The 17,092-nt window shown below is 67.6% G+C and carries 14 protein-coding genes and 1 pseudogene; 11 read left to right on the forward strand and 4 right to left on the reverse strand.

From position 1 onward, the window contains the following. Positions 1-109: 109 nt before the first annotated feature. The 3 genes from ACM0PK_RS05350 (at position 110) to ACM0PK_RS05360 (ending at position 3,658) form a co-directional block, all read left to right on the forward strand. Positions 110-1,672 (forward strand): MASE1 domain-containing protein, encoded by a 1,563-nt coding sequence (locus ACM0PK_RS05350; protein ID WP_414606867.1) that lies wholly within the window; start codon positions 110-112, stop codon positions 1,670-1,672. Between the two features lie 95 nt (positions 1,673-1,767). Then, entirely contained in the window at positions 1,768-3,111 is a 1,344-nt protein-coding gene (locus tag ACM0PK_RS05355) for a diguanylate cyclase (protein ID WP_049416322.1), read from the forward strand. 85 nt (positions 3,112-3,196) lie between these two features. Further along, positions 3,197-3,658 carry a bacteriohemerythrin gene (locus ACM0PK_RS05360; RefSeq protein WP_049416324.1) on the forward strand — a complete coding sequence of 154 codons (462 nt, stop codon included), beginning with the start codon at positions 3,197-3,199 and terminating at the stop codon, positions 3,656-3,658. Here the strand turns inward: ACM0PK_RS05360 and ACM0PK_RS05365 are convergent. Both ACM0PK_RS05365 and ACM0PK_RS05370 read right to left on the reverse strand, forming a co-directional pair. Next, complete coding sequence (locus ACM0PK_RS05365) at positions 3,639-4,940, reverse strand: MFS transporter (protein WP_242892952.1); 1,302 nt, start codon at positions 4,938-4,940, stop codon at positions 3,639-3,641. The genes ACM0PK_RS05360 and ACM0PK_RS05365 overlap by 20 nt on opposite strands. A gap of 236 nt (positions 4,941-5,176) precedes the next feature. Next, positions 5,177-6,674 (reverse strand): annotated as a pseudogene (locus ACM0PK_RS05370) (aldehyde dehydrogenase). A gap of 104 nt (positions 6,675-6,778) precedes the next feature. On the opposite strand from ACM0PK_RS05370, the gene aptA reads away from it, so the two are divergent. The 7 genes from aptA (at position 6,779) to ACM0PK_RS05405 (ending at position 13,507) form a co-directional block, all read left to right on the forward strand. Further along, positions 6,779-8,131, forward strand: coding sequence for an omega-aminotransferase AptA (gene aptA / locus ACM0PK_RS05375; protein WP_414606868.1), 1,353 nt, complete (start codon positions 6,779-6,781; stop codon positions 8,129-8,131). 63 nt (positions 8,132-8,194) lie between these two features. Next, positions 8,195-9,073, forward strand: coding sequence for a plasmid replication/partition related protein (locus ACM0PK_RS05380; protein WP_111202180.1), 879 nt, complete (start codon positions 8,195-8,197; stop codon positions 9,071-9,073). A 124-nt stretch (positions 9,074-9,197) separates the two neighbouring features. Continuing rightward, complete coding sequence (locus ACM0PK_RS05385) at positions 9,198-10,484, forward strand: DUF445 domain-containing protein (protein ID WP_111202181.1); 1,287 nt, start codon at positions 9,198-9,200, stop codon at positions 10,482-10,484. Between the two features lie 245 nt (positions 10,485-10,729). Beyond that, on the forward strand, positions 10,730-11,044 hold the full coding sequence (locus ACM0PK_RS05390; RefSeq protein ID WP_065177405.1) for a DUF3649 domain-containing protein: 315 nt from the start codon (positions 10,730-10,732) through the stop codon (positions 11,042-11,044). Then, positions 11,041-12,678 carry a PepSY-associated TM helix domain-containing protein gene (locus tag ACM0PK_RS05395; protein WP_111202182.1) on the forward strand — a complete coding sequence of 546 codons (1,638 nt, stop codon included), beginning with the start codon at positions 11,041-11,043 and terminating at the stop codon, positions 12,676-12,678. The genes ACM0PK_RS05390 and ACM0PK_RS05395 overlap by 4 nt, the downstream gene beginning before the upstream one ends. Further along, the gene (locus tag ACM0PK_RS05400) at positions 12,675-13,004 is read left to right on the forward strand and encodes a DUF3325 domain-containing protein (RefSeq protein WP_005415908.1); all 330 of its coding nucleotides are present in this window, start codon (positions 12,675-12,677) and stop codon (positions 13,002-13,004) included. The genes ACM0PK_RS05395 and ACM0PK_RS05400 overlap by 4 nt, the downstream gene beginning before the upstream one ends. A 29-nt stretch (positions 13,005-13,033) precedes the next feature. Continuing rightward, positions 13,034-13,507, forward strand: a complete 474-nt coding sequence (locus ACM0PK_RS05405; RefSeq protein ID WP_005415907.1) for a hypothetical protein — start codon at positions 13,034-13,036, stop codon at positions 13,505-13,507. A gap of 121 nt (positions 13,508-13,628) precedes the next feature. On the opposite strand, the gene rlmKL is transcribed toward ACM0PK_RS05405, so the two are convergent. Further along, complete coding sequence (gene rlmKL / locus ACM0PK_RS05410; RefSeq protein ID WP_061478530.1) at positions 13,629-15,767, reverse strand: bifunctional 23S rRNA (guanine(2069)-N(7))-methyltransferase RlmK/23S rRNA (guanine(2445)-N(2))-methyltransferase RlmL; 2,139 nt, start codon at positions 15,765-15,767, stop codon at positions 13,629-13,631. Positions 15,768-15,912: 145 nt separating this feature from the next. Next, positions 15,913-16,440, reverse strand: a complete 528-nt coding sequence (locus ACM0PK_RS05415; protein WP_111202183.1) for an alpha/beta hydrolase — start codon at positions 16,438-16,440, stop codon at positions 15,913-15,915. Between the two features lie 72 nt (positions 16,441-16,512). On the opposite strand from ACM0PK_RS05415, the gene ACM0PK_RS05420 reads away from it, so the two are divergent. Then, on the forward strand, positions 16,513-17,079 hold the full coding sequence (locus ACM0PK_RS05420; protein ID WP_053498686.1) for an N-acetylmuramoyl-L-alanine amidase: 567 nt from the start codon (positions 16,513-16,515) through the stop codon (positions 17,077-17,079). Positions 17,080-17,092 lie beyond the last annotated feature (13 nt).

Consider the following 17,092-nt stretch of genomic DNA (forward strand, 5'->3'; position numbering starts at 1 on the left):
ATTGCAGCACAAGGGGAAGCCACGCACCTCGATTGCGCCCTTCTCCGACTGTCGATAATGTCTACGGAAGGGGCCAGTCATCATTGGCCGGGAAACGAGAGGCGCGGGCTTGGAGCGATTCAATGAATCGATTGAACTGAGCTTCCGGATCCGACCCGTCGGAATCGCACTCGCGGCCGTCTACGCTTTGAGCTGCCTTATCTCGCGTCAGTTCTCGCTGGATCAGTTCTTCCTGCCAGCGGGCATCCGGGCAGCGGCACTCCTGATCGTCCCGACCCGCCTGTGGCCCTACCTGCTGCTTGGCGAGTACGCCTACTTCGCAACCCTGCGCATCCCCATGATCGACAGCTACGGCCTGGCCTGGGTCATCCTGGCCTCGACGCTGCTGATGCCGATGGCGATGCTGGTGGTCCACCTGCACCGCATGAGAATGCCATCGGAGTCCGCCGCCGGCCTCTGGCTGCTGTCGCTGACCTTCTGCACGGCGTTGTTCGTCCCGGTTCTCAATATGGGCATTTCATTCGCCCTGTGGTCGAACCCGCCGCCGAGCAACCTGCTTAGCGCAGTTGATCGCACGATCTTTGGCCACTTCGCCGCCATCATTACCCTCGTGCCACTGGCATTCCTCTGGTCGCGACGAGAGGCGGCCCCCAATTGGACGCGCCGCTTTGCTGCACCTACGGTCACGGCCATCCTGGTGATGCTGGTCCTGGCTCTGTGCATGCAGCTTACGGCCATCAGCGCCCACACCACACGCACCCACCTGGTGCTGCTGTCCTCCCTACCAGCGATCGCCCTGACCTTCATGCATGGGTGGCGTGGCGCTGCCATCGCGATTCCGCTGTTGAACCTTCCACTCCATTTCGCCACTCCCAGCACCGGCCTACCGTCCTCGTTCGACCTGGGCACCTTCGCCACCCAGCAGAACATGGCCGTGATGAGTGTCGCACTGCTCGCCCTGGGATCCAGCATCAGCTATCACCACGAGCGTGCACGGTCCCGTGGACTGGCTGAGGAAACCACATTGCGCTTGGCACGTAGTTCGCATCAGATCCGTGAGCGTGAACTTCGCGAGCGCGCCTCCCATCTCAAGCAACTCGGCGAAGGCATGGACAGCTCGCTCGGCGAGATGGTCAGCTGGCTGAAGGCGCAGGGGCATCACGCGGTGGCCAACAGCCTGCAGCACGCCTCATCCGTGCACTCGCGGCTGTTCCGTGAACAGGCCAGTCTGGTCTACCCCACGGGGCTGGAGCAGGTTGGGCTGTATATCGCGCTGCGCGTTGGCGGCGCATGCGAGAACTGGGACAACTCCCATCGCGTGATACCGCCCCGGCTGGAGGGCAACCCCTGCCTGCTGACTGTTGACCTGCAGCTCGCCATCTATCGCTCGCTGATCGAGGCGGTGTCGCTGCTGCTGGAGCTGGAGTCGGGACAGGTCAGCGTGCGCGCCCGCAGCGGCCAGGCTGGCGACCGCCGCGGCATTGTGGTGGTCGTGGGCCTGCTTGACCGCAGTTGCACGCTGTCGAGTGGGACCGTTCAGCAGGCCACGGAGCGTCTGGCCGGCCGGATAATGGCCTACGGCGGTACGGTGCATTGCCGTGGCAACCGGCTCCGGCTCGTCCTGCACGAATCCATTGCGGGCACAGCGGCGTCATTCGCATCGCCCGCCTGATCGCCGAACGACACGCAGGGCATACTGCCCCGCTAAAGTTACACCCGAAACCGCCGCTATCCGTGCCGAGTCCCTCCCTCGTGAGCCACCGCATCATGCCCGTGCTGCCGCAGGCCGCCGTCGATGGCGACCTGGCCGATCCGCTGCCGCAGCGGATCCTGCTGGTCGAAAACTCCCGTGCGTTCACCGGCATGCTGCGCGAAGCCATCGAGCAGCGCCTGGAACTGCCGGTGGTGATCGCCTCCACCCTGGCCGAGGCCGACCGGCTGCTCAGCGAAGGCGGAGGCTGGTTCCTGGTGCTGACCGGACTGGTGCTGGCCGACGGCGACCGCGATGCAGTGGTCGAATTCTTCCTCAAGCGCGACCTGCCGACGGTGGTGGTCAGCGGCGTTTACGACGAGGACCTGCGCAAGCGCGTGCTGCAGCAGCAGATCATCGACTACGTGCTGAAGAACACCCCCGGCAGCATCGACTACCTGGTATGGCTGGTGCAGCGGCTGGAACGCAACCGGCGCATCGCCGCGCTGGTGGTGGACGACTCGCCGTCCGCGCGTGGCTATGCCGCCGCCCTGCTGCGGATGTATGGGCATGAGGTGCACGAAGCCGCCGACGGCAACGAGGGCCTGGCTGCTATCGAGGCGCATCCGGCGATCCGCCTGGCGGTGGTCGACCAGGAAATGCCCGGCATGCAAGGCGTGGAATTCACCCGTCGCCTCCGCACCCTGCGCTCGCGCGACAAGGTGGCGGTGATCGGCATCTCCGGCAATACCGACGCCTCATTGATCCCGCGCTTCCTGAAGAACGGCGCCAACGATTTCCTACGCAAGCCGTTCTCGCGCGAGGAGTTCTTCTGCCGCGTCTCGCAGAACGTGGACCAGCTGGAACTGATCGGCACCCTGCAGGACCTGGCCACCCGCGACTTCCTCACCGGCCTGCCCAACCGGCGCTTCTTCCTGGAGCAGAGCCAGCGCCAGCTGCCGCAGCTGCAGCTGCACGGCCAATGCGTGGCGGTGGCGATGATCGACATCGACCACTTCAAGCACATCAACGACACCCATGGCCACGAAGCAGGCGACGACGCGCTGCGCGCGGTGGCCGGCGCGGTGACCGCGCATGCACGCAGCCACGACCTGATCGCGCGCTTCGGCGGCGAGGAGTTCTGCCTGCTGGTGCCAGACATGGAACAGGACGAGGCGCTGCTGTACTTCGAGGAGCTGCGCCAGCGCATCGCCGCACTGGAGGTGGACATCGGCACCGCTACCCTGCGCATGACGGTCAGCATCGGCCTGTGCTGCCTGCGCCCGCAGCGCGATGCGCTGCACCGGCTGATCTCCGAGGCCGACCGCCAGCTGTACCTGGCCAAGGCCGGTGGCCGCAACCGGGTCAGCTGCACCACGGTGGCCAGCCCGCTGCGTCCACGCGAGCCTGCGCTGACCTGACCGGCTCGCTTTGATCCAGATCAACGCCGTTCCCGCACGGCAGCTCTACAGTCGGCCCCGACATACGCATGAAGGGGAGCCGGGGATGGCACTACTGGTCTGGCAGGACGATCTGAACATCGGCATCGATGTGATCGACCAACAACACCGCCGCATCATCGAGATGCTCAACCACCTGCACGTGGCGCAGACCAGCCTGCAGCGTGCAGCGGTGGGTGAAGTGATCGACGAAGTCGTCGACTACACCATGTCGCACTTCGCGTTCGAGGAAGAGCTGATGGAGGAGGCGGGCTACCCGTTCTGTGCAGCGCACAAGCGCGTGCATGAGATCTTCATCAAGCGCGTGGCCGAGTACCGGTTGCGCTTCCAGGCCGGCGAGGACATCAGCGACGAACTGCGCACCATGCTCTCGCGCTGGTTGTTCAACCACATCCGCGGCGATGATCAGGCCTATGCCGAACAGGTCAAGGCGCACCTGAACCAGTTCACCCGCGAGCACCAGGGCGGTGGCTGGCTGGGACGCACGCTCAAGCGCTTCTTTGGCTGAACCGCAGCGCGCGCCGGTGCAGTGCCACCAGCGCGCACAGCGTCGCTGCCGCAGTCAGGCACAGGTAGTAGCCGACCGCGACCAGGCCGAAGCGTTCGGCCAGCCAGGTGGCCAGGTACGGCGCCGGTGCCGCACCCAGAATGCCGGCCAGGTTGAATGACAGCGATGCGCCGGTGTAGCGCACCTCCACCGGGTAGATCTCGGCGAGGAAGGTACCGCAGGGGCCATAGGTCAGGCCCATCAGGAACAGGCCCAGGCACAGGAAGGCGGTGACCAGCCACGGGCTGTGCGGCTGGAACAGCGGCGCGAACAGCACGCCGAAACCGATGATCAGCACACTGGCCACGATCATCGTGCGGCGCGTCCCCCAGCGGTCGCCATAGCGCGCCGACAGCGGGATGCCCAGCGCGAAGAACAGCATGCCGGCCATCTGCATCAGCAGGAACTGCTCGCGGCTGTAACCCAGCACCGCGGTGCCATGGCCCAGACTGAACACTGTCATCAGGTAGAACAGCACGAAGGTGGCGAACGCGCCCAGGGTACCCAGCAGCATCGGCACCGGGTGGTCACGCAGCACCGTCCACATCGGCAGCCGCACCGGCGCCTTGCGCTCCAGCGCCTGCTTGAAGTCGGGGGTCTCGTGGATGTTCAACCGCACCCACAGGCCGAGGCCGACCAGCAGCGCGCTGGCCACGAACGGAATGCGCCAGCCCCACTGCAGGAAGTCGGCCTGGCTCAGGCAACGGCCGAGCACCAGGAAGATGCCGGCCGACAGCAGGAAGCCGAGCGGTGCACCCAGCTGCGGGAACATGCCGTACCAGGCACGCTTGCCCGGCGGTGCGTTCTCGGTGGCCAGCAGCACTGCCCCGCCCCACTCCCCGCCCAGACCCAGGCCCTGGCCGAAACGGCACAGCGCCAGAAGCGCCGGCGCCCACAGACCGATCTGTGCGTGCGTCGGCAGCAGGCCGATCAGCACCGTGGACAGCCCCATGGTCAGCAGCGCAGCCACCAGGGTGGCCTTGCGGCCGATGCGATCGCCGAAATGGCCGAACACTGCCGAGCCAACCGGGCGTGCGATGAAGGCCACCGCGAAGGTTGCCAGCGACTGCAGCAGGGCTGCCTGTTCGCTGCTGTCCGGGAAGAACAGGTGCGGGAACACCAGCACCGCGGCCGTGGCGTAGATGTAGAAGTCGAAGAACTCGATCGTGGTACCGATCAGGCTGGCCAGCAGCACACGACGGGGGGAATTCACGGGCGGCGCGGCAGCGGTGATCGAGGACATCGGCAACATGGGAAATGGCAGATCGCCCGATTCTGCCACGGGCTGGCGGCGGTACGGCACGATGGTTTCAGCCGACACCGATGCCAACGAGGGGGCAGGCGCCTGTAACGTCGAGCCATGCTCGACGGTTCTTCGCGAGATGCAGCCGAGCATGGCTCGGCTCCACGGAAGAACGAACGGCAGTCGAGCATCGCTCGACTCTACAGAGAGCGAACAGCCGTCCAGCAATCGCGTCGTTACAACTGGATCCAGGTGGCCTTGATCTCGCTGTACTTGTCGAACGCATGCAGCGATTTGTCGCGCCCGTTGCCGGACTGCTTGTAGCCACCGAACGGAGCGGTCATGTCGCCGCCATCCCAGCCGTTCACCCAGATGCTGCCGGCGCGCAGCTGGCGCGCGACGCGGTGGGCCCGCCCCAGGTCCCGCGTCCACAGGCCGGCGGCCAGGCCGTAGCGGCTGTCATTGGCCACGCGCACCGCTTCGGCCTCGTCTTCGAACCCCAGCACGGCCAGCACCGGCCCGAACACTTCCTCGCGCGCCAGTGCCTGCTCCGGGCGCACCTGGTCGAACACGGTGGGCTGGACGTAGCTGCCGCCGGCTTCCACTTCGGCGCGCCGCCCACCCAGCAGCAACCGGGCGCCCTCGCCTTCGGCGCGCGCGATATCGTCCATCACCTTGTCCAGGTGCGCGGCATCCACCAGCGCGCCCATCGGCGCATCGGGGTCCAGTGGATGGCGGGGGTGCATGTGCTGGCCATAGGCAACCACCTGATGCACGAAATCCTCGCGGATCGAACGCTGTACCAGAAGCCGCGAACCTGCGGTACAGACCTCGCCCTGGTTGAAGAAGATACCCTGTGCCACCGCCTTCGCGGCGGCGTCCAGATCAGGGGCGTCGGCGAACACCACATGCGGGCTCTTGCCGCCACACTCCAGCCAGACCCGCTTGAGGTTGGATTGCCCTGAACACTGCAGCAGCTTCGCGCCCGTGGCGGTGGAGCCGGTGAAGGCGAGCACGTCCACATCCATGTGCAGGGCCAACGGCTCACCGACGCGCGCACCGTACCCCGGCAGCACGTTCAGCACGCCCTCTGGCAGGCCCGCTTCGGCGGCCAGCGCCGCCAGCCGCAACGCACTCAAGGGCGAGCGCTCGGACGGCTTGAGCACCACCGAGTTGCCCATGGCCAATGCAGGCGCGATCTTCCAGCAGGCCATCAGCAGCGGAAAGTTCCACGGAACGATCGCGGCCACGACCCCGGCGGCCTCGCGCGTGACCAGTCCCAGTTCGTGCGGGCCGGTCGGCGCGATCTCGCCGTACAGCTTGTCGACGGCCTCGGCGGTCCAGCGCAGGCAGCGCACCGCGCTTGGCAGGTCGATGCGGCGCGCATCACGCACCGGCTTGCCCATGTCCAGGGTTTCCAGCAGGGCCAGCTCGTCGGCGTGCTTTTCCACCAACGCCGCCAAGGCCAGCAGCACGCGTTTGCGATAGGACGGGCTTGCCTGCGACCAAGTGCCCCGCCTCGAAGCTGCGCCGCGCGGCCATTACCGCGCGCTCCACGTCCTGCGCGTCGCAGTCGGCGACCTCCCCCAGTACGCGACCGTCGATCGGGCTGACGCAGTCGAAACGGGCGCCGCTGGCTGCATCGACATAGCGGCCATCGATGAAGGCCTGGCCTGGCATCGACAGCTCGAGGGCCAGCACCTGCCAATGGCTGCGGTCGGGAAAATCGGCCATGGGAAGCTCCAGCATTCAACGAACCTTGGTTATACCGGGGTCACCGCGACTCCGCCGTGACGTGGCTGCGCTACATTCATCGCATCGGACCCGATGGAGCTGGCATGAAGCGTTCCGCGAGCGACCTGCACGACCTGGCCACACAGCGCCCCGAGTCACTGGACGCCTACTGGATGCCATTCACCGCCAATCGCCAGTACAAGGCGGCACCACGCATGCTGGTCCGCGCCGAAGGCATGCACTACGAAGCCATCGATGGCCGACAGATCCTTGACGGCACCGCCGGCCTGTGGTGCTGCAACGCCGGCCACGCGCGACCGCGCATCGTCGAGGCCATCGCCGGGCAGGCACGCACGCTCGACTACTCGCCCGCTTTCCAGATGGGCTCGCCGCCGGCCTTCGCGCTGGCACAGCGGCTGGCCGCACTGGCTCCGGCCCCGCTCAACCATGTGTTCTTCACCAGCTCCGGCTCGGAGGCGGTGGATACCGCGATGAAGATCGTGCTGGCTTACCACCGCCAGCGTGGCGAGGGCCAGCGCACGCGCTTCATCAGCCGCGAGAAGGCGTATCACGGCGTCGGTTTCGGTGGCATGGCACTGGGCGGTCTGCCCAACAACCGCAGGGCGTTCGGCCTGCAGCTGGGGGGCGTGGACTATCTGCGCCACACCCTGGACCTGCAGCGCAACGCGTTCAGCAAGGGCCTGCCGCGCCAGGGCGCGGAGCTGGCCGACGACCTGGAACGGCTGATCGCGCTGCATGACGCCTCGACGATTGCCGCCGTCTTCGTCGAGCCCATCGCCGGCTCCGCCGGGGTGATCCTGCCCGCGCCCGGATACCTGCAGCGCCTGCGCGAATTGTGCGACCACCACGGCATCCTGCTGGTGTTCGATGAGGTCATCACCGGTTTCGGCCGGGTCGGCATGCCCTTCGCCGCACAGCGCTTCGGGGTCACCCCGGACCTGCTGACCTTTGCCAAGGCGGTCAGCAACGGCGCGGTGCCGCTGGGCGGCGTGCTGACCAGCGACGCCGTGCATGCCACGCTGATGCAGGCCCCGCCACAGGCCATCGAGCTGTTCCACGGCTATACCTACTCGGGGCACCCGCTAGCCTGCGCCGCAGCGCTGGCAACACTGGACGTCTACGCCGAGGAGCGCCTGTTCGAGCGCGCCATCGAACTGGGCGAGTACTGGCAGGAACGGCTGCACGCGCTGCAGGGCCTGCCCAACGTGATCGACATCCGCAACTTCGGCCTGGTCGGCGCGGTCGAGCTGGCGCCGCGCCGCGATGCACCTGGCAGCCGCGGCTACGAGGTGTTCCGGCGCTGCTTCCACGACGGCCGGCTGCTGGTGCGCTGTACCGGTGACATCATCGCGCTGTCGCCGCCGCTGATCGTGGACAAGGCACAGATCGACCAGATCACCGGCACGCTGGGCGAGATGATCGGGGCCACCGCCTGAGCCCGGGCCGGTGGTGGCGAGCGGGTACAATGGGCGGTTCCGCTCCTGCTCGCTGCCGTGCCCATGGATATCGTCGTCAAAGAAGAACTCAAGGCCTACATCGACCCGCTGACCGCGGACGAACATGACGCGCTGGAGCGCAGCATCCTGGCCGAAGGCTGCCGCGATGCGCTGGTGCTGTGGGGTAATGTGCTGGTCGATGGTCACAACCGTTTCGGCATCTGCCAGAAGCATGGCCTGCCCTTCAACACCGTGCAGAACACGCGCTTCCAGAGCATGGAAGACGTGCACCTGTGGATGATCGAGCAGCATCTGGGCCGCCGCAGCGTATCCGACTTCCAGCGCGGTGTGCTGGCACTGCGCAAGCGCGACATCCTGGCCGCCCGCAAGCAGGTCGAGCAGGCGCAGCTGCAGCGCGAGAGCGACGGTACCGCCGAAACCGCCGATGAGGCGGGCGAGGACAGCCCGCCGTGGGAGCCGGCACCGAAGCTCAGCCGCGCCGAGCTGGCCCGCGAAGCCAAGCTGAGTACCAGCCAGGTCGGCATGATCGAGCGGATCCACGCCCAGGCTGCACCCGAAGTGGTGGAGGCAGTGAAGGCCGGCGTGATCTCGATCAGCGCCGCTGCGGCCGTGGCCGACCTGCCCGAAGAGGAGCAGCGCGCCGCCGCCGCCGGTGGCAAGGACGAGCTGAAGCAGGCGGCCAAGCGCGTGCGCGAATCCAAGCGCAAGCCGCGCGCGCCGAAGCCGGACGCGGCCGAGATGGACTTCGAGGAGCCCAGCGAGGACGAGATCGCCAGCCGCGACGCCGAAGTGCTGTTGGCGCTGGAACAGCTGGGCGAGGATGCCCCGGCCCTGCGCCGCCGCGTGGTCGCGTTGACCCGCGAGAACGACACCCTGCGCGCGCAGCTGGCCGCGCTGCGCAAGCAACTGGAAGCGCTTTAGAAACGCGCGAATCTCTCATGTAGAGCCGGGCCCATGCCCGGCTGCGGTTTGCCGCGCGCAAGGCAGCCGAGCATGGGCTCGGCTCTACAGGCAGGCATCACCGGGCTGCGGTTAGACTCGTGCAATGACGCCTGCCCACGATCCGCGCCGCGCCCAGCTGCGGCGCCTGAAAGCCCTCGCACTGGGCCTGCTGCTGTTGATGCTGGCCGGATTCGCGGTCAGCCATTGGCACGGCGAACGCGGCATCTGGGCCTGGGTTTCGGCCTTCTGCGAGGCCGCTGCGGTCGGCGCGCTGGCCGACTGGTTCGCGGTCGTTGCGCTGTTCCGGCGGCCAATGGGCCTGCCGATTCCACACACCGCGATCATCCCGCGCAGCAAGGAGCGCATCGGCGACAGCCTGGCGCTGTTCGTGCGCGACCAGTTCCTGGAGCCAGGTGTGCTGCTGGCCAAGCTGCAGGTGTTCAATCCGGCCAGCCGTCTCGGCAGCTGGCTGTCCGACCCGGCACGCTCGCGGATGCTGGCCGACATGGCCCGCAGCTGGGCGCTGCAGGCACTGGATTTCTTCGACGAAACCGCGGTACGCCGGCAACTGCACGCCTTCGTGGTGCAGCAGCTGCGGCAGTGGAATGCAGCTGCCACCGCCGGTGAACTGCTGGCCCTGCTGACCGCCGATGGACGCCACCAGCGCGTGCTGGACGAGGGCCTGCAGCGGCTGGGGCGCTGGCTGGAGCAGCCGGAGGTGAAGGAACGCGCCTCGCAGCTGATCGTGCGCTACATCCAGCGCGAATGGCCGACGCTGTCGAGCACGGTGAACTGGGTCAAGCCGATCGACGAGATCGGCGACAGCCTGGCCGAGCGCCTGGCGCGGGCGGTACTGGAAGAACTGCAACAGGTGCTGGCCGAGCCGCAGCATCCGCTGCGCCAGGACTACGAGACCTGGCTGCAGAACTATGTGCAGCGCCTGCGCGAAGACCCGGCGCTGGCCGAGCGCATCGAACAGCTCAAGCAGGACATGATCGACCACCCCGCCCTGCAGGACTACGTGCAGGGGCTGTGGGCGCGCATCCATGCCAGCCTGCGCGCCGACCTGCAACGCGAGGACTCGGCACTGGTCGGCCACCTGCGGCGCAGCCTGGCGTCGCTGGGCAGCAGCCTGCAGGCCGACCCGGCCCTGCGCGAGGCCCTCAACCAGCACCTGCTGGAAGGTGCGCAGCGCCTGACCGACCGCCTGCGCGAGGGCGTGACCACGCATATCGCGCAGACCGTGAAGGGCTGGGACGAGCGGCACCTGGTCGAGCAACTGGAACTGAGTGTGGGTCGCGACCTGCAGTTCATCCGCTTCAACGGCACCCTGGTGGGCGGGTTGATCGGCCTGCTGCTGCATGCGGCAACCGTGGTGTTCAGGTTCTAGCCCCGGCCAACGCCCAAGATCAGCACGCTTGATTCATGAAATGCGAATACATATCATTTACTGATCGGTTGTACGCTTAGCCAAACGGGCACGAAAAACGTGCCCATCGCCCGTGTACTGCCCCGACTTCTGGGCTGCCCGTCTGCGCGGGCAGTGCTTCGTCGATGGGACACGCTGGGCGACATGCGCAGGGCGCAAGGGGGCCGCGGACGCGTTCCATCCCTTCTCCTACCTTCAGGAACGCCGTGGACCGCTCGCCCACACCCGCCAGCCCCCGCACCTTGTTCTCCAACCCGCGCTGGGGCGTGCTGTCACGTTCGTTGGCCGCGATCTTCGGCGGCTATGCGCTGGCCTCGGTGACCAGCGTGTTCTGCGCGGTGGCGCTGCCCGGCGCGCGCGGCCAGACCGTGCTGACCGGCATGCTGCTGGCGATCCTGGTCGCCGCCTGCGCGGCGTTGTGGGCGTTCGCCACCCGCAGCGCGCTGCGTGCGTGGGTCGGCATTCTCGCTCCCGCCCTGCTGATGGCTGCCATCGCGCGCATGCTGGGGGCCTGGGCATGAAGAACGGATTCCGCCAGTCGATGGCCTGGCTGCACACCTGGACCGGCCTGCTGGTCGGCTGGTTGCTGCTGCTGATTTTCATGGCCGGCACGGCCAGCTACTACCGTGAAGAAATCAGCCGCTGGATGCGCCCGGAGCTGCCGTCCAGCAACGTCAGCATCGACGTGGCCGCGCAGCGCGCGGTGGCCTACCTGCAGGCCAATGCGAGTCACGCCGAGAACTGGTTCGTCACCCTGCCGCAGCCGCGCAACCCGGCCATGCAGCTGTTCTGGCGGCTGCCACCGGAACTGGCCGACCCCAGTCGTGGCCGTCGCGGTGGCTTCGGCGACGCCACGCTCGACCCGAACACCGGCCAGGCACTGAAGGCGCGCGAGACCCGTGGCGGCGACTTCTTCTACCGCCTGCACTTCGACCTGCACTACATCCCGGTGTACTGGGCGCGCTACCTGGTCGGGTTCTGCGCGATGTTCATGCTGGTGGCGATCATCACCGGCGTCATCACCCACAAGAAAATCTTCAAGGACTTCTTCACCTTCCGCAAGGACAAGGGCCTGCGGTCCTGGCTGGATTTCCATAACGTCAGCGCGGTGATGGCCCTGCCGTACCACGCGATGATCACCTACACCGGCATCGTCACTCTGATGATCATGTACCTGCCGTGGGGGGTGAAAGTCGCCTACCCGCAGGACGAGGACAAGTTCTTCAGCGAAGCCTTCGGCGGCATGCCAGAGGTGACCGCGCCGGCGCAGGGCCGCGCCACGCCGCTGCCGATCGCACAGTTGCTGGACAGCGCGCGTGCGCACTGGCACGGCGTGGAAGTGGCCGGCTTCACCGTGTCCAACCCGGGCGCTGCCAATGCGGTGATCGACATCCGCCAACGTGACGGCAGGCGTTTGTCCACCGACACCCCGGCGCTGCGCTACAACATGGTCAGCGGTGCGCTGCTGGAAGAGACGCCACCGTCCGGCGGTGCCACCGCCACCCGTGGCGTGCTGTATGGCCTGCACCTGGCGCGCTTCGCCGACTGGGGCCTGCGCGCACTGTTCTTCCTGTCCGGCCTGGTCGGCTGCCTGATGGTCGCCAGCGGCGTGGTGCTGTGGGCGGTGAAGGAGCGTCCCAAGCATGCCAAGAACGGGCGTACCGGATTCGGCCTGCGCTTGGTCGATGCGCTGAACATCGGCACCGTGGCCGGCCTGCCGATCGCCTTCGCGGCGTACTTCTGGGGCAACCGCCTGCTGCCGCTGCAGATAGCCGAGCGCTCCGGTGCCGAGGCCAACGTGTTCTTCTGCGCCTGGGGCGCCGCGCTGCTGGCCGCCTTCATCTGGCCGAAGCGGATGATGTGGGCGTGGCAGCTGTACCTGGGTGCGGCCGCGTTCGCACTGGTGCCGGTGGTCAATGCAGTGACCACCCATGCCCACCTCGGGGTCACGCTGCGCAGCGGCGACTGGGTACTGGCCGGCGTCGATCTTTCGATGATCGCATTCGGCGCGATGCTGGCGCTGTGCGGCTGGCGCATGCAGCGCTGGACGCCACCGCTGAGTGCGGCCGAGAAGAAGAAACGTGCGGCCGCTGCGGCTGCACCGAAGGCATCGGTGAACACTGCGGAAGCGGCCGAAGCGGAGGCCAGCGCATGATGCTGCTGGCACTGGCGCTGTCGTTCTCTGCGTTCACCGCGCTGTCGCTGTCGATGGAAAAGCACCAGCACGACCTGCATGGCAAGGCCGCGGCCGCACCCGCACGGCGGATGCAGTGGCGGGTGCTGGGCTGGGCGCTGCTGGCGGCGGCGTTCGCACTGTGCGTGGCCGACCACGGCTGGGCGATGGGCCCGGTGCTATGGCTGGGGGCAATGACCCTGGCCGGCGTGACGCTGTCGTTCGGGTTGTACCCGTATCGTCCAACATGGATTGCGCCGCTGGCGATCGCGCTGCCGGTGCTGGGGTTGGTGCTGGAATTGCTGTAGCCGCAGGACGTGGACGGCGGCGTCCACGCATGGCGTCGAACTACAATGCCGGTATGGATAGCGTGCTGCAGCGGATGTCTGGAATCGGCTTTTTTTCCCGGTTGGGTGAAACACTGCCCATAGCGGCCGGCGTCGTCGCCGTTCGGTCGCTGGCCGAAGCACTGCGGACCATCGATACCGATGGTTTCGAATGGATGCCCACCACACTGGGCGATTCGGATCCGTTTCACGGCGCCCTGCCCCATCCAGCCGAACTCGCCGACGCCCGACGCGAACTCAACCGCACGTTGATGCGCGCGCTTTCGGCACTGGATCTGCCGGCACTGCGCTGTGGTGCACATGACCTGCAGCTGGTGGCGCGCGATGGGGCGATGTTCGCCTTCCGGCAACGCCTGCTGGAGATGCATCTCGGCCTGCCGGCACACTGGGAGCCTGTGCTTGCGCTGTACGAACAGGGCCATTGGCCCCTGGCCCATGCGCCGGGGCGATTGTTGGTGCTTTAGGCCGATCCACGCATGGCGTGGATCTACGGACCAGACGCGGTAATGCCTGCCGCTGGCCGGCATCCCGCGGACCTTCCACGGTTCTGACGCAGTTGCCGGCCAGCGGCCGGCACTACCGGGCTTACCCCAACCGCTTCAGTTCCCACGCGCGGTGGATGCGCGCGTTGCGCTCGAAATCCGGACCAATCGTGCGTGCGGTGATCTCGCGGCACTGGGCGAACTCGGCAATGGCGTTCTCTTCCAGCTTGAAGCGGCGGAAGTTGTTGGAGAAGTACAGCACGCCACCCGGTGCCAGCCGCGCCACCGCCGCACGCAGCAGCTTCAGTTGTTCGCGCTGCACGTCGAAGTCATCGGCGCGTGCGGAGTTGGAGAAAGTCGGCGGGTCACAGAAGATCACGTCGTACTGGCCACGGTCGCCTTCCAGCCAGGCCATTGCATCGGCCTGGACCAGCAGATGCTGGTTGCCCCCCTGCCCGTTCAGCGCCAGGTTGTCGTAGCACCATTGCAGATAGGTGGCCGACAGGTCGACGCTGGTGGTGCTGGCGGCACCGGCCACGGCGGCCTGCACGCTGGCCACGCCGGTATAGCAGAACAGGTTGAGGAAACGCTTGCCACGCACCTGCTCGGCCATCATCCGGCGCAGCGGGCGGTGGTCAAGGAACAGGCCGGTATCGAGGTAGTCGAACAGGTTCACCTGCAGCAGCGCGTTGTTCTCTCGCACCACGATGAACTCGTCGCGCTGCTCGAAGCGGCCGTACTTGCTGCCGCCCTTGCCGCGCTCGCGCGATTTCATCGACACCTGCTCCGGCGGCACGCCGAATACTTCGCGCGCGGCGGCCAGCAGCTCATTGCGGCGGCGGCGCACGTCGTTCTCAGGAATCGCCGCCGGTGCCGCATATTCCTGCACATGCAGGAAGGTACGCCGCCTGCCCCCCTCTTCCTCGTAGACGTCGATGGCCGCCGCGTACTCCGGCAGGTCGGCGTCGTAGGCGCGGAAGCAGGTGATGTCCTCGCGGGCACGCCAGCTCTTGAACTTCTTCAGGTTCTTGCGCAGGCGGTTGGCCACCATCTGCGCGCCTTCGCTCAGCTCGCGGGGCTGTGCCGGATCACGGCCCGGAACAGCGATCGGATCGCAGACGATCAGCGCGCATTCCAGCGCACCGTTGAACATCTGGTACTTCTTGCTGGCGCGCAGGCCGGTGGCAAAGGCCAGTTCGTCATTGCCACACAGCAGGCTGGCGCGCCACTGCGGCACCGCCTTCTGCAAGGCATTGCCCAGTGCACGATACAACGCTGGATCGGCGGCCAGGCGCTCGTCGTACGGCGGGTTGCAGACCACCGCACCGATCTCCTGTTCCGGCGCGGCCAGGTCGGCGACATCGGCGCGGGTGAAACGGATCGCGTGGGCGACGCCGGCGACCTCGGCATTCTCGCGGGCCGCCTGGATCGCAGCCGGGTCGATGTCGCTGCCGTGGATGACCGGCTTCAGCGCGGCCAGGCCGGCCGCTTCGCGCTCACGTGCTTCGCTCTGGATGGACTTCCAGGCCGCCTTGTCGAAGCCCAGCCAACGGCTCGGCGGCAGGCTGCCATGCCGCATCAGGCCTGGGGCAACGTCGGCGGCCATCAGTGCGCCTTCGATCAGCAGCGTGCCGCTGCCACACATCGGGTCCAGCAGGCCACCGCCGGCGGCATGCAGGCGCGGCCATTGCGCGCGCAGCAGCAGCGCGGCGGCCAGGTTTTCCTTCAGCGGCGCCTCGTGGGCGGCACCGCGCCAGCCACGGCGATGCAGCGGGCCACCGCCGAGGTCGATCGACAGCGAGGCGCGGCCCTTGCGCAGCGAGAGGTTGACGCGCACGTCGGGCAGATCGGTATTGACCGAAGGCCGCTCCAGGCCTTCGTCGCGCATGCGGTCGACGATCGCATCCTTGATCCGCTGCGCGGCAAAGCGTGCATGGGTGATCTTGTCGCCGGACACGTGCGCATCCACCGCCAGGGTCATCTCCGGCGAGATGTGCTCGTGCCACGGCAGTGCACGCACGCCGTCATACAGGGCCTGCTCGTCCGGGCAGTCGAACTCGTCGATCGGCCACAGCACCCGGCTGGCCAGGCGCGACCACATCACGATCCGCAGCGCCTGCGCCAGTTCGCCGTCGGCGTTGACGCCGGCAATGGTGGCGGTGGCCTTGCCAAGGCCCAGGGCCGACAGTTCATCGGCAAGCAGGTATTCCAGGCCCTTGGCACAGGAGACGAAGAATTTCACGGGATCGGTTCGCAGGTGGTCGGGCGCGGCACAGGGGCCGGGCCGGTCGGAAAGGAGGGCCGTAGGCACGGCCGGCAGGCCCGCGCCGGGGGCGGCGGGGCTGCCATTGTAGTCAATGCGGGCGGGCGCGCCGTGCGCCCTGGCTTCACAGTTGCCGCAGCAGGCGCTCGAAGGCCTGCGCGGAGGCCTCCACGTGGCGCTCCAGGCGGTGGCCATCGTCAACCAGCAGCAACTGCGCCGAACGCGCCTGCGCCCAGGCAATCACGCCGGCAGCCGGTACCACATCGTCATGCCAGGCCTGCACCACCGTGGTCGGCACCGCAGCGGCGTCCAGCGCCGGCATCGGGCCCATGGTGGTCGGCGGCACCATCAGGAACAGGCCGGCTACCGGCACCTGCAGCGAGGCGATGGCGGAGATGTAGGCGCCCAGGCTGGAGCCGGCCAGCACCACCGGCCCCTGGCCGGCAGCGATGGCGGCGCGGTCAACCAGACGGCGCAGGCGGGTCGGCACGTCGCCCACCCGGCTGACCTCGCTCATCGCGTCCAGGTCGGTGTAGTCGGGGCGCTCGTGGGTCCAGCCCAGGCGTTGCGCCACCTCGGCCAGCGCGGTGACCTTGGTCGCCTCCGGGCCGCTCTCGAAGCCATGGGAGAGGATGCAGTGGCCGCGGCTCATGCGCGTGCTCCGTGGGCGCGGGCCGACGAGGAAAGGGAAGGCAGGTTCATGCCGCAATGCTAGCATCGCCGGATGCCCAACCCGCTCCTGCCCGGCCTGCAGCTGCAGCCCCTGCCCTATCACGACCGACTGCCGCTGCGGGATCCCGCCTCGCTGGAAATGGTGGTGATCCACTGCACCGAGCTGCCCGATCTGGCGATGGCCCGCGAGTACGGCGAGCGCGTGCTGTACGACAGCGGCGCCGGCAACAGCGGGCACTTCTACATCGACCGCGATGGCAGCGTGGTGCAGTACGTGGCGCCGGAACGCGTGGCCCATCACGTGCGCGGCATGAACGCGCATACGCTGGGCATCGAGCTGGTCAACCGCGGGCGCTATCCGGACTGGTTCGACAGCCGCCACCAGGCGATGGACGAGCCCTACACCGAGGCACAGCTGCAGGCGCTGGAAGGCCTGCTGCAAGCGCTGGTGGCGCACTATCCGTCGCTGCGGCGGATTGCCGGGCATGACCAGCTGGACCTGGAGCAGGTGCCGGCCAGCGACGATGCGGCGCTGACGGTGGCGCGCAAGCGCGATCCGGGGCCGCTGTTCCCGTGGGCGCGGATCCTGGCCAAGGTGCCACTGCAGCCGGTTGGGTAAGCGGCAGGGCTGC

The organism is Stenotrophomonas sp. FR010, from assembly GCF_047520755.2.
GTDB lineage: Bacteria > Pseudomonadota > Gammaproteobacteria > Xanthomonadales > Xanthomonadaceae > Stenotrophomonas > Stenotrophomonas sepilia.

Bases quoted from the DNA above. Each gene is read 5' to 3' on its own strand.
- ACM0PK_RS05420 (WP_053498686.1), top strand. From the start codon at position 16,513: ATGCCCAACCCGCTCCTGCCCGGCCTGCAGCTGCAGCCCCTGCCCTAT.
- ACM0PK_RS05385 (WP_111202181.1), top strand. From the start codon at position 9,198: ATGACGCCTGCCCACGATCCGCGCCGCGCCCAGCTGCGGCGCCTGAAA.
- ACM0PK_RS05365 (WP_242892952.1), bottom strand. From the start codon at position 4,940: ATGTCCTCGATCACCGCTGCCGCGCCGCCCGTGAATTCCCCCCGTCGT.
- ACM0PK_RS05360 (WP_049416324.1), top strand. From the start codon at position 3,197: ATGGCACTACTGGTCTGGCAGGACGATCTGAACATCGGCATCGATGTG.
- ACM0PK_RS05405 (WP_005415907.1), top strand. From the start codon at position 13,034: ATGGCGTCGAACTACAATGCCGGTATGGATAGCGTGCTGCAGCGGATG.
- ACM0PK_RS05400 (WP_005415908.1), top strand. From the start codon at position 12,675: ATGATGCTGCTGGCACTGGCGCTGTCGTTCTCTGCGTTCACCGCGCTG.
- ACM0PK_RS05395 (WP_111202182.1), top strand. From the start codon at position 11,041: ATGAAGAACGGATTCCGCCAGTCGATGGCCTGGCTGCACACCTGGACC.
- ACM0PK_RS05355 (WP_049416322.1), top strand. From the start codon at position 1,768: ATGCCCGTGCTGCCGCAGGCCGCCGTCGATGGCGACCTGGCCGATCCG.
- ACM0PK_RS05380 (WP_111202180.1), top strand. From the start codon at position 8,195: ATGGATATCGTCGTCAAAGAAGAACTCAAGGCCTACATCGACCCGCTG.
- ACM0PK_RS05415 (WP_111202183.1), bottom strand. From the start codon at position 16,440: ATGAGCCGCGGCCACTGCATCCTCTCCCATGGCTTCGAGAGCGGCCCG.
- aptA (WP_414606868.1), top strand. From the start codon at position 6,779: ATGAAGCGTTCCGCGAGCGACCTGCACGACCTGGCCACACAGCGCCCC.